The organism is Streptococcus sp. HMSC064H09 (assembly GCF_001812625.1).
Classification (GTDB): Bacteria; Bacillota; Bacilli; order Lactobacillales; family Streptococcaceae; genus Streptococcus.
On record NZ_KV809595.1, the window covers coordinates 3,101 to 15,835 of the forward strand.

Consider the following 12,735-nt stretch of genomic DNA (forward strand, 5'->3'; position numbering starts at 1 on the left):
ATTTTAAATTAATAAAGATAAATAGGCTCATTCCTAAGACTGTATACAGCCCTATAATTAGTCCTACAAAGAGCCCTAAAATATTGCTTTTTCGCATTGTCATCTTCTCTTTCTTTTTCTCTAGTTAAACCTACTTTGATAAATTAAATTAAACAACCACTGAAGATTGATGAAGGGTTTTGGTTGAGCATCAATCACAGGTTGAACAGTTTCTCTAATTTCTTTTTGGACTTTTCGTTGATTATATTTTATCTTGTGATAACGTTTGTCAAGAGCAGTTTGGATAGAAAAATCATGATTTAAAAGATAGCCATCACCCGATGCCGAACTAAAATATAGAGTATCACCTGAAAGACCTAATATAGACGTTTTCGTTCCTTTTTCTCTAGTTATAGCGTACATTCCATCATCATCATAGCTAATACCTTCTATTTCCGGTGTATAGGCCCAACCCATATTCTCCATCAGCATAATGATGTCCGGTTCTGTCCCCTCCTTATGAGGGATATGCTGAGCATTATAAACAGAGTTAAATTTTAAATTAATAAAGATAAATAGGCTCATTCCCAAGACTGTAACCAACCCTATAAATAGTCCTACAAAAATCCCTAAAATATTTCTTTTTTGCATTGTCATCTTCTCTTTCTTTTTCTACGACCAAACAATTTCTTAATCGGATTAACAACAAACCATTGTACACTATTTTTAACAAGTCTCATAATTTAAGGATTAGTGGCTTTGTAACTGATCTAACATTTTTATGAACAAGAAAAAATCAAGTCTTAACAAATTCCTCCAATACTTCTCCTTACTTTGTTAATCAAGCTAAACATGGTATAATAGTTAAGATTTTTATACTACTTATTTCTGGGCAGAAGTGGGCAGTAAAATTTAAGAAACAGGGGCTAAACCCTTGATATGAAAGGAATCTAGAAAATATTATGATGAACATGCAAAACATGATGAAGCAAGCTCAAAAGCTTCAGAAACAAATGGAAAAAAGCCAAGCTGAGTTGGCTGCTACAACCTTCACTGGAAAATCAGCACAAGACTTGGTTGTTGCTGAATTAACTGGTGACAAAAAAGTAGTTAACATCACTTTCGCTGATGCTGTCGTAGATCCTGATGATGTGGAAACACTCCAAGATATGACTGTTCAAGCACTTAACAATGCTCTTGAACAAATTGACGAAGCGACTAAAAAATCAATGGGTGCCTTTGCAGGTAAATTGCCATTCTAAAAAATGAAAAGGAATCTCACGGTTCCTTTTTCTATATACTCATCTAGCAACTCAGTCATAACATACAAAAGACTTGGACAAGAAATCCAAGTCTTTTTGTGTTAGTCATATAAAAATTTTATTCTTCAACCAAAGCAAGACCTGACTGTGCGTCTTCTTCGTTTGCCAATTTATAGCGATTCTTTTGACCTAAGTAGATACTCGCTGAATCCAATGAACTTTCTAAAGTAGGGTAATTCACATCCTCATTCGCTGTTTGGGAAGGTACAGGTCCTGAGATTAATAGTTCATCATCATTCTTGACATAAATCTGGTATTCTCCAACCTCGCTAGTTTGAGCTAAAATCTCATTCAACAAGTCTGGGTCAAGCGTTTGAGCTACTCCATCAACCACTTGATTAGAGTCCTGCTTATGCTCCGACGATTCCACTACCTCGGTGATAACGATGTAGTCAGGAGTTTCCTCATCTGTAGTCTTAGATTCTTCAGTTTCTGGCTGTTTTTGTCCAGGTGCTTCTTGCTTCTTCGTATCCTGAGCTTGCCCGTCATGATTCTTCAAGTCCTCATCACTAACGGTTTGAACCTTAGTCATATTGGCATCTAAATCAAGTTTAGGAGTTTCTTTGACGTCAGCCGAGGCCCCACTGGTACTCATGAATAGAGCCAGAGTCCCCAAAGTAGCAATCAAGCTGATTATTGCTTTGCCGATAAAACTATTATCTTTGTTCTTAATCATAAATCCCTCACTATTTATTTGGTTAGCTCTAACTGGCTAACAAGGCGTCCTATTTACTGCTGTAGGAGGTAAAAGATCGGTTGAGCTGTTTGACCAACCCTTCACCCAGATAACAATCTTAGCATGCAACCCCCTTGATTTCAAGCGTTTCTTTAATTTTTAAGCATTTTAAATAAATGACAACTTCATGTCTTAAAATTGATGCTAATCTATTATCAGATTAGCTTTTTTACGCTATGCAAATGGTAATTTCTTTAAGTAGTACTTAGGGAAATAATAGTTGTTTTTTAGAAGGATTCTTCAGAAAGCACTTTTGCTGACTTATCTCCAAAAAAATTTTATCGGATAAGAAAATTTTGTCAAAACACTTTAAATGTAACTATAAAAAAGAATTCTTGAGACAGGAAGTCGAATTCTCAACATCCTAAAATAAGATTAGGAACTACAATTCCTCTATTAGTCAAAAGAATGCCACAATAAAAGGATTTAAGGGTGACTTTATGGAATACCCCATAATAAATAACTAATCTTAAAGATGCACATCTCTCATTTAGATATATATTTTTAAGGTGTTTACAACTTCTTTAAAAATAACTAACACACAAAAAATGATTACGAAAAGGCCGCTATTTCCCCATGAATAAATTAACCCATATAGAAAATGTATCCTCCAAATTCAAAAAAATGTCCGTATTCTGGATACATCCATGCTCGAAACTATAAAAAACTCTTTATCCATCATCAACTCTGACGCAAAAGCAGATTCCCTATGACAACGCTATAATGAAACATTTACCGACCTAAACTCTCCGACAATGATGTAAATTGGGAAAAATAGTAAATCTACTCAGTAAAAGACTAAAAATAACCTAACTTTATAACTATTTCACCAAATTTTCACCTCACTCAAAGCTCATTTGCAATAGGTTTTTCTCATGTGTAAACGCTTCATTCAAATTTCTGTCACATGTAAGAAAATCTTATCGTCTTTTAAACCTTTTTTTGCTTCAAAACCTAGATATTCCAAGGAAAATCCGTTACAATAGAGTACGGAAAGATAGGTAATTATCAGCATCATTATTTTCGTATGAAAGGGAAATTCATGGCTTATATTCAAATGAAGCATAGCTATAAACGCTATAAAACCGGTGATCTGGAAATTATCGCAAACAACGACGTAAGCTTTGATATCGAAAAAGGGGAGCTTGTCGTTATTCTTGGTGCCTCTGGCGCTGGGAAATCAACCGTTCTTAACATCTTGGGTGGTATGGACACCAATGACGAAGGCCGCGTCATTATTGATGGTAAGCATATCTCTGAATACACAGCCAAAGAACTTACAACCTATCGTCGTGAGGACGTTGGCTTTGTGTTCCAATTTTACAACTTAGTTTCTAATCTTACGGCCAGGGAAAACGTCGAACTAGCATCTGAAATCGTTCCAAACGCTAAAGATGCTACTCAAACACTGGTCGAAGTCGGTTTGGGAGACCGCTTAGACAACTTCCCATCACAACTATCTGGTGGGGAGCAACAACGTGTCGCTATTGCACGCGCCGTTGCCAAAAATCCAAAGATTCTTCTTTGTGATGAACCAACAGGGGCTCTGGATTATCAAACAGGGAAACAAATCCTGACCCTCCTTCAAGAAATGGCTCGCAAACAGGGAACAACTGTTATTATCGTTACCCATAATGCTTCTCTAGCTCCAATTGCCGATCGTGTCATTCGAATGCACGATGCCAAGATTAAGAGTGTGGAACTTAATCCTAATCCACAAAAAATCGAGGACTTGGAATACTAGAAAGGAGCAACGTCATGAAAAAAACAACTTATTGGAAAGATGTTTGGCGAACCTTTGTAGCTTCTAAAGAGCGTATGCTCTCTATTGCCTTACTTATGGCACTGGGATCCTTTGCCTTGATTGGTCTTAAAGTAACTTCTCCTAATATGAAGAAAACTGGGGAACACTTCTTCAAGACGCATCAAACAGCTGACTTGAGCTTAATCAGTACTTACAGTATCAACCAAACCGATCAGGACCTTCTCAATACAATAAAAAAGAAGAATGTAGACATCGAGTATGGTTATTTCAAAGATGCTGTCGTCAAGGGGACGAATACGGCATTTCGTATCTTCTCTATTCCTAAGAAAATCTCCACTTACGACCTTATTGAGGGGAAACTTCCTACCAAGGACGGGGAAATCGCTCTTTCCTCAACTTATAAAGAAGAATATAGCGTCGGAGATAAGATTAACTTTTCTGAGCCAGTAGATAGCTCAGGGCAAAAACAGTTAAAGGAACAAACATATACCATTACTGGTTTTGTTAATTCCTCTGAACTTCTCTCTAGGAACCGTCTTGGTAATGCCAGCGCTGGTACGGGGAAACTAGATGGCTACGCCATTGTTCCAGAGACAGACTTCACCTCTAATGATTACATGATTGCCCGCATCCGCTACAAGGATTTGGAAAATGTTAGTCCTTTTAGTGAGGAATACGCAAATAAGATTTCTGAACGAAAGGCTGAACTTAAGAAACTCTTTAAAGATGAACCTGAAAAACGCCTAACTGAAATCAAGTCTCAGTCTCAAGCTCAAATTACTCAAGCTAAACAAGAACTTGAAACAGCCCTCGCACAGACCCAGCAAATGGCTACAAGCAACGCTGCTGAAGCTGCTAGTGTCAAAGAAGCTACTACCAAGATTGAAGCCAAGCAAAAAGAACTCGAAGAAAGTCAAGCAATGGTTGATAATTTACCAGCGCCTAGCTATCAATTCTACTCACGTCGAGAGATTCCGGGTTCCGAGGGATATGTTGCTTATGAAAGTAATATTAACATCATTCACGATGTGAGTAACATCTTCCCTGTCGCTCTCTACTTTATGGCAGCTTTGGTTACCTTTGTAACCATGGGACGCTTTGTTGAAGAAGAGCGTGGTAAGGCTGGTATTTTCAACGCCCTAGGCTACAGTAATTCGCGAATTATCCATAAATTCGTCATTTATGGTTTGATAACGAGTATTACTGGTACAACCGCAGGTGTTATTACCGGTCATACACTACTTCCGATTCTAATTCACAACACTTATAAGAGCGATTTGCAGCTTCCTGCTTTTGAATTGCACTTCTACTTAGGACTTACCCTTGTGGCCTTCCTTTTAGGTCTCTTATCTGCTGTGCTACCTGCCTTTGTGGTTGCCAAGAAGGAGCTCTGGGAAAAACCTTCCCAACTCCTCCTTCCAAAACCACCTCGAGCAGGAGCTAAGATTGTCCTAGAGCGCATCACACCGCTTTGGAAACGTCTCAGCTTTACGGAAAAAGTTACCATGCGTAATATTTTCCGCTATAAGCAACGGATGTTTATGACCCTCTTTGGTGTCGCAGGTTCTATTGCACTTCTCTTCGCAGGTTTAGGAATTCGATCTTCTGTATCTAACCTTAACCAGCAACAGTTTGAAGACATCATTCACTATGATATGATTGTTGCCAAGCAACCAAATGCGTCAAGTGCTCTGGATGAGGAACTCACTAAACTCCTCGATAGCAAAGACGTCAAAGAATACTTGAATGTCCATTTTGAAACCTTGCAAAAAATTGCCGGTACCAATAAGGACACCCAAGAAATCTCAACCCTTGTCTTTAACGACCGTGACGAAAAACTCATTGACAGTTACGTTAGCTTACATGACCGAGACCGCAATAAGACTCTCAAGCTATCTAATGACGGAGCAATTATCTCTGAAAAAATGGCAAAACTTCTAAACCTCAAGGTCGGAGATACCATTACTGTGCAAAACAGTCAGGATGAATCTGTCAAGATTAAGATAGCTGGTATCACTGAAATGTACATGGGGCATTTCCTCTTTATGAATGCTAGCTATTACCAAAAAGCTTTTGGGACACCTTCAGTGAATAATGCCAACCTTGTTACTCTCGCTGAACCAACTAAGCAAAATGTTGAAAATATGGCAGCCAAATTTATCAACTTGCCAAATGTTTACGGTGTTGTTCAAAACAACAATCTTAAACTGCAAATCAGCACTATGGTCAATTCATTGACACAGGTTATTGGTATTTTGATTACGGTTTCCATTCTCCTTGCTGTGGTTGTTCTCTATAACCTAACTAACATCAACGTTTCAGAACGTATCCACGAACTTTCAACCGTTAAGGTTCTTGGTTTCTACAATAATGAAGTATCCCTCTACATCTATCGTGAAACTATTTACCTGTCTATCATCGGTATCTTCGTAGGGTTTGGTCTTGGACAAGCACTCCACCAATATATGGTAAGCATCATTCCGCCAGATCGTATCATGTTTGATCCATCTATCGGTTTGGCTACCTACCTTCTACCAGCTGTTCTTATCGGCTTCATTCTTATTATCCTTGGCTTCGTTGTTAATAACCGCCTAGCCAAGCTTAATATGCTCGAAGCTCTAAGTTCAGTTGAATAAGCTAAAAACGCCTGAGAAGTAATTCTCAAGCGTTTTTTTATATTCGATAAATTTATTTCGTTTTAGTCTTAGCTAACTCCAAACAGTAGGTCTTTACATGACAATGAGGACAAGTCAACTTACGAGTCCTTGGTGTATGTCCGGCAAGAGCAAACTCTTTAGAACTAGGATCAAAGGTCCTATGACAGTTAGGACAGAGGTATTCAAACTGCTTTCTATAGTGAAACACCACTAAATTTGTGGCTATGATAAATGCGGGGCAGACAACAAACAAACCTCTAGGATCCTTAAAATAATAAATGACTATCAGTAGGGCTATGATATAAAGAAGACTCGCTAGAATGATGCTCCCATACATTCTCAACTGCAAATTTCGCCATGATTTTTGATTTTCCATAAGACGTGAAATGTCTGACAAATCTTCTAGTGAAAGTTGACGCCACTTAGCAGTTGCTTTTTGCAAGTGACGGGCACGTTTTAGTTTGACCTCTATTTCCTCTGAAGACTTTTCCAAGCTCTCGATTTGATCTGTCAACAAAAGCTCTAAAACCTGTTCCCTATTCTCCTCTTGCAAGAGTTTCTTGATTTGTTTGATTGAGAAGTCCAAATCTCTTAAGAAACAAATGACTTGCAGGCGTTCCAAGTCTGAGTCGTGATAGATTCTCCGACCACCTTCTGTGACTTCAGATGGCGTCAAGATACCTCGTTGATCATAGTACTGAACAGTCCTAACAGACACTTCTGCTGCCTTAGCCAACTCTCCTGTTGAAAACTGCGACATCTCAGTCACCTCCTTTTAAGATTTTCTATCAAAGGAGGACTTTGGCCACCCTTGATACCTAGATTCTACCTTATAACGCAAGGTAATATGCAAGCCCTAACCCTAGAGGATTTTCTTTTCTTACAGAAAAAGTTAGCTATCACTCTTTACACCCTTTACAGCTTCTGTAAAGCCCTAGTCGAAAAGGCCACCCAAACCTAAGGCAGCAAAAGGATTGTTACTGACTTCTTCCTGTTGCTCCAAAAGTTTGGCATTCTCATCTAATTCGAGAAACTTCTCGTAAATCTGTGCGGTCATACGAGCATCCTCCAAGCTGTTATGACCGTGTCCCTTGATTCCAAAGAAATCTGCCACACTAGTCAACTTGAGGTTAACAATACCGTTCAAATCAGAAGCACGACGATCAAAGGCCTCATCGAAAACATCTAAAGCATATTGCTCTTCCAAGTCTAAACCATTTTCAGCTAGAATAGGCAAATCTGATTTAAGAGCATTGTAGCCAATAAGTGGAGTGTCACCAACAAATGATTTAAAATCCGCCAGAACAGACTCTAGCTTTGGTGCCTTGGCAATCTTATCCGCTGTAATTCCAGTCAAACCATTGATAAAGGATTGCAAAGGAACATCCGAATAGACGAAAGAATCAAACTGGCCTACTTCCTCATGCTGATTCAGCTTAACAGCCGATACTTGGATAATATGGCTAACCCCATCCACCGTGTTAAACTCCAAATCAAAGGCAATATAAGTTTCTAAATTTTCCATTTTAATCTCCTACAATAGTTAAAGCTGAGACTGAGTCCCAGCTTCTTTTTTATTTTCCAAATAGACGTCCAAAGAAACCTTTTTTAGAAGCTTCTTCTTGTTTGGTCTGGATTTCTTCCACTTGGGCCTTGGCTTCGTCAACCTCAACCTTAGCCTCATCAAGTTCCAGTTTAAGCTCTTCCTTGTCCTTCATAGCAGTCAAGGTCAATTGCTGCTGTTGATCAATTTGCTTGTCCTTTTCGGCGATTTGAACGTCTTTGACACGCAATTGGTCATCCATGTTAGACAACTGCTCGTCCTTAGCCTTCAACTGAGCATAGAGACGGGCAATCTCAGAGTTTTTCTCATCTACAAGAATCTCCAACAACTCACGTTGTTTTGTTTCTTCATCGATTGGCTCATCGTCAAAGATGGTTTTCTTGTAAATTTCCTCCAACTTAATCAAGCCACTGCGTTTAACGACAGTAACCCCTTTAGCATTTTTTTCTAGATCTTCTTCTGGAAGTTGTTTGACACGATTATTGACTGCTTGACGACTAACACCAAGGATTTCAGCAATCTCGCTGACTGTCTTTTCAATACTCATAATAGCCTCATTTTCTCTTGAAATGTCTTACTATGAGAATATCACAATCACTCCTTTCTGTCAATTTGACTAGTTATTCTGGATGTCTGAAGGACTTTTTTCCTTTCACTCTTCAAACAATTTACTTGATAGGAAGCTAAGCTTTTGGTAAACTATGTGTAGGTATAAATGTATATAGAAGGAAAGTCTTTGACTTAAACAATCGGTACTTCCAAATTGGGTTTGGTCGGTATCAGATCTGTTGTATCTAGGAATGGTGGGAACAATTCCACAAGGTTTGGGATTTTCATTCTTGCTCCAATTTTTGATGGTATTCGAGCAACCTTGGTTGCAAAACGACTTGATATTGAAGCATAAATCACATTATCTTCAACGGTTTGACTGTTGGAGTTTTTTTATTGTTACTTTACTCGCTTACTAAAGCCTCATATTGCCATCCGAGATTGAAAAAAGCCCTAAATTATGCCATAATAAACAAAAGCAAAATAGAAAGAATGAGTCCTATGAAAAACTTCCGTGATGATATTAAGGTCAATGATTTGGCCCAGCCCTTCTTAGAGCCAATCGTCGAACAAATGACCACTGTATTCGATCCTGAGATTGAGCTAGACATTTACAACCTTGGTTTGATTTATGAAATCACTGTCGATGAAAATGGCCACTGCTACTTCCTTATGACCTTTACTGATACTGGTTGTGGCTGTGAAGAGACTATGCCTTATGAAATCGCTGAAAAGCTAAAAGCCATTGACGGTATTAACTCTGTCAAGGTGGAAACCACTTATTCACCAGTCTGGAAGATGACACGCATCAGTCGTTATGGACGTATCGCTCTTGGTATCTCACCTCGAGGTGGAAAATAAAAGGAAAACCGGTTGGAAATGTCCAACCGGTTTTTTACTAGAGTAACAGCAGACAAACCATTACTTGTCATCATACTGCCAACAACTGTCTCAGGATTTAATATCAAAAAATCACATCGAACAAATGTCCGGTGTGATTTTGTTTTATATCATATCATTAGGCTTTACCTGATTTATCCATGTTCCAGAAGTCGGTAACGGCACCACGTGACGCTGAAGAAACGATGTGAGCGTATTTACCGAGGACACCACGGCTATAAAGTGGTGGCAACTCAGTTTCCGCTTTACGTTTCGCCAACTCTTCGTCTGAAACGTGCATCGTAATTTCTTTGGTATCTTGGTCAACTGTAACCATATCACCTGTACGGAGGTAGGCAATAGGTCCACCAACCTGAGCTTCAGGAGCAATGTGACCAACAACGAGTCCGTAAGTACCACCTGAGAAACGTCCATCTGTCAAGAGGGCAACCTTGTCCCCTTGCCCTTTACCAACGATCATTGAAGACAATGACAACATTTCTGGCATACCAGGACCACCCTTAGGACCTACAAAACGTACAACAACTACGTCGCCATCAACGATTTCATCAGAAAGAACTGCTTCGATGGCATCTTCTTCTGAGTCAAATACTTTAGCAGGACCAGTGATGTTACGAACTTTAACCCCTGATACTTTAGCAACCGCACCTTCTGGAGCCAAGTTACCTTTCAAGATAATCAATGGACCATCAGCACGTTTAGGATTTTCAAGCGGCATGATGACTTTTTGACCTGGTGTCAAATCATCGAAGGCCTCCAAGTTTTCTGCAACAGTCTTACCAGTACATGTGATACGATCACCGTGAAGGAAACCATTCTTAAGAAGGTATTTCATAACGGCTGGTACACCACCAACATTGTAAAGATCTTGGAAGACATATTGACCTGAAGGTTTCAAGTCAGCCAAGTGAGGCACACGCTCTTGGAAATCGTTGAAATCTTCAAGTGTCAAATCAACGTTGGCTGCATGAGCAATAGCGAGCAAGTGAAGTGTCGCATTTGTTGAACCACCAAGTGCCATTGTGACAGTGATGGCATCTTCAAAGGCTTCACGTGTCAAGATATCTGATGGCTTAAGACCTAGTTCAAGCATCTTAACAACTGCACGACCTACTTCTTCGATATCTGCTTTCTTCTCAGCTGATTCTGCAGGATGAGATGATGATCCTGGAAGGCTCATCCCCATTACTTCGATTGCTGTCGCCATTGTGTTGGCAGTATACATACCACCACAACCACCAGGGCCAGGGCAGGCATTACATTCAAGATCTTTAACCTCTTCTGCGGTCATATCACCGTGGTTCCATTTACCGATACCTTCGAAAACAGAAACCAAGTCGATATCCTTACCGTTAAGGTTACCTGGTGCAATGGTACCACCATAGGCAAAAATCGCTGGAATATCCATGTTAGCAATGGCAATCATAGAACCAGGCATGTTCTTATCACAACCACCAATAGCAACAAAGGCATCGACGTTGTGACCACCCATAGCTGCTTCGATTGAGTCGGCAATGATATCACGAGATGTCAATGAGAAACGCATCCCTGGTGTCCCCATGGCAATACCATCAGCAACAGTAATCGTACCAAATTGAACTGGCCAAGCACCCGCGTCTTTAACACCTTCTTTGGCAATTTGACCAAAACCGTGCAAGTGGATATTACATGGTGTGTTCTCAGCCCAAGTTGAGATAACCCCAACAATAGGCTTTTCAAAACTATCATCCGTCATCCCAGTCGCACGAAGCATGGCACGGTTAGGTGATTTAACCATGCTATCGTAGACAGATGAACGGTGTTTCATGTTATTTTCAGACACGATATTTTCCTCCATAGTTAATAACTATTCTAATTTAAACTTCTACTCCTATTCTAACATAAATTATCTAAAAAAACTGACCATTTACAAACTATTCTCTCTTTTTAAATTATGCTAAAATAAAGGCATGAAACATTTTGATACTATCGTTATTGGTGGGGGTCCTGCTGGCATGATGGCGACTATTGCCTCAGCCTTCTATGGCCAACAAACCCTTCTAATTGAAAAAAATAAACGTCTCGGAAAGAAGCTGGCTGGTACTGGTGGTGGACGTTGTAATGTTACTAACAACGGGACTTTAGACGATCTTCTAGCAGGTATTCCAGGTAATGGCCGTTTCCTCTATAGCGTCTTTTCACAGTTTGATAACCACGATATCATTTCTTTTTTCGAGGACAATGGTGTCAAACTTAAGGTTGAGGATCACGGACGTGTCTTCCCTAAGACAGATAAATCACGGACCATCATCCAAGCTCTGGAAAATAAGATTCAGGAACTTGGTGCTAGTATACTCACCAATACAGAAGTTGTCTCCGTCAAAAGGGTTGATGAGCAATTCCTAGTTAAGTCTTCAGACCAGACTTTTACCAGTGATAAACTCATCGTCACAACTGGAGGAAAATCTTATCCATCGACTGGTTCAACTGGTTTTGGACATGATATTGCCCGCCATTTTAAGCTCCAGGTCACTGATCTTGAAGCTGCGGAAAGTCCACTCCTAACCAACTTCCCCCACAAGGCCTTACAAGGAATTTCTCTTGATGATGTCACTCTATCCTATGGCAAGCACAAGATTACCCATGACCTTCTCTTCACCCATTTTGGCCTATCTGGCCCAGCTGCCCTACGTCTTTCCAGTTTTGTCAAGGGTGGTGAGATAGCTCATCTGGACTTTCTTCCCAACCAAAGCCAAGAAAATCTCAAGGCTTACTTTGAGGAAAATCGCGAGAAATCTGTCAAAAACACCCTCAAAGCTCTTGTACCTGAGCGTGTCGCTGAATTCCTAGCAGAAGACAAGGCTGATAGTAAGGTTAAACAACTGCATCCCAAAGACTTGGAAAACATTATCAGTCAGCTTAAGGGCATGGAAATTCCAATCACAGGTAAAATGTCACTTGCCAAATCCTTTGTGACTAAAGGTGGCGTTGACCTTAAGGAAATTAATCCCAAGACTCTAGAAAGTAAAAAAGTCCCTCACCTACACTTTGCAGGAGAGGTCCTTGACATCAATGCCCATACTGGTGGCTTTAACATTACTAGCGCCCTCTGTACCGGTTGGGTAGCAGGGATTCAGAGCCCTTGGGACTAAGGATTGAGTCCTCCTATCATAAAAAGCTGTTAAAACCATCTTCTTTTTAATTACTATACCTAAAAAGTGTCCCTTCTAAAACGGAAGGGACACTTTGTCGGCTCTATAATTTCTGTAGTGGGTAAAACCACT

The 12,735-nt window shown here is 39.8% G+C and carries 11 protein-coding genes; 5 read left to right on the forward strand and 6 right to left on the reverse strand.

Annotation, left to right across the window (positions count from 1 at the left end; genetic code table 11):
• Window positions 1-120 precede the first annotated feature (120 nt).
• Complete coding sequence (locus tag HMPREF2867_RS07775) at window positions 121-630, reverse strand: hypothetical protein (RefSeq protein ID WP_070576922.1); 510 nt, start codon at window positions 628-630, stop codon at window positions 121-123.
• Between the two features lie 311 nt (window positions 631-941).
• On the opposite strand from HMPREF2867_RS07775, the gene HMPREF2867_RS07780 reads away from it, so the two are divergent.
• Entirely contained in the window at window positions 942-1,241 is a 300-nt protein-coding gene (locus HMPREF2867_RS07780; RefSeq protein ID WP_021143723.1) for a YbaB/EbfC family nucleoid-associated protein, read from the forward strand.
• 118 nt (window positions 1,242-1,359) lie between these two features.
• On the opposite strand, the gene HMPREF2867_RS07785 is transcribed toward HMPREF2867_RS07780, so the two are convergent.
• Entirely contained in the window at window positions 1,360-1,977 is a 618-nt protein-coding gene (locus HMPREF2867_RS07785; RefSeq protein ID WP_070576924.1) for a hypothetical protein, read from the reverse strand.
• A gap of 1,102 nt (window positions 1,978-3,079) precedes the next feature.
• Between HMPREF2867_RS07785 and HMPREF2867_RS07790 the strand changes: the two genes are divergently transcribed.
• Window positions 3,080-3,781, forward strand: coding sequence for an ABC transporter ATP-binding protein (locus HMPREF2867_RS07790; protein WP_060972587.1), 702 nt, complete (start codon window positions 3,080-3,082; stop codon window positions 3,779-3,781).
• 14 nt (window positions 3,782-3,795) lie between these two features.
• The gene (locus tag HMPREF2867_RS07795) at window positions 3,796-6,438 is read left to right on the forward strand and encodes an ABC transporter permease (protein WP_070576926.1); all 2,643 of its coding nucleotides are present in this window, start codon (window positions 3,796-3,798) and stop codon (window positions 6,436-6,438) included.
• A 52-nt stretch (window positions 6,439-6,490) separates the two neighbouring features.
• Here the strand turns inward: HMPREF2867_RS07795 and HMPREF2867_RS07800 are convergent, their stop codons facing one another.
• The 3 genes from HMPREF2867_RS07800 to HMPREF2867_RS07810 form a co-directional block, all read right to left on the reverse strand.
• Entirely contained in the window at window positions 6,491-7,219 is a 729-nt protein-coding gene (locus HMPREF2867_RS07800; RefSeq protein WP_070576928.1) for a MerR family transcriptional regulator, read from the reverse strand.
• 174 nt (window positions 7,220-7,393) lie between these two features.
• Window positions 7,394-7,984: a 3'-5' exonuclease gene (locus HMPREF2867_RS07805; protein ID WP_070576930.1), complete on the reverse strand. Its 591-nt coding sequence runs from the start codon at window positions 7,982-7,984 to the stop codon at window positions 7,394-7,396.
• A gap of 49 nt (window positions 7,985-8,033) precedes the next feature.
• Window positions 8,034-8,570: a DUF536 domain-containing protein gene (locus HMPREF2867_RS07810; protein WP_002884601.1), complete on the reverse strand. Its 537-nt coding sequence runs from the start codon at window positions 8,568-8,570 to the stop codon at window positions 8,034-8,036.
• Between the two features lie 503 nt (window positions 8,571-9,073).
• On the opposite strand from HMPREF2867_RS07810, the gene HMPREF2867_RS07815 reads away from it, so the two are divergent.
• Window positions 9,074-9,433 (forward strand): metal-sulfur cluster assembly factor, encoded by a 360-nt coding sequence (locus HMPREF2867_RS07815; RefSeq protein WP_013991066.1) that lies wholly within the window; start codon window positions 9,074-9,076, stop codon window positions 9,431-9,433.
• A 157-nt stretch (window positions 9,434-9,590) separates the two neighbouring features.
• Here the strand turns inward: HMPREF2867_RS07815 and ilvD are convergent, their stop codons facing one another.
• Complete coding sequence (ilvD, locus tag HMPREF2867_RS07820) at window positions 9,591-11,309, reverse strand: dihydroxy-acid dehydratase (protein ID WP_176744105.1); 1,719 nt, start codon at window positions 11,307-11,309, stop codon at window positions 9,591-9,593.
• A gap of 112 nt (window positions 11,310-11,421) precedes the next feature.
• Between ilvD and HMPREF2867_RS07825 the strand changes: the two genes are divergently transcribed.
• Window positions 11,422-12,603, forward strand: a complete 1,182-nt coding sequence (locus HMPREF2867_RS07825; RefSeq protein WP_070576932.1) for an aminoacetone oxidase — start codon at window positions 11,422-11,424, stop codon at window positions 12,601-12,603.
• Window positions 12,604-12,735: the final 132 nt, after the last annotated feature.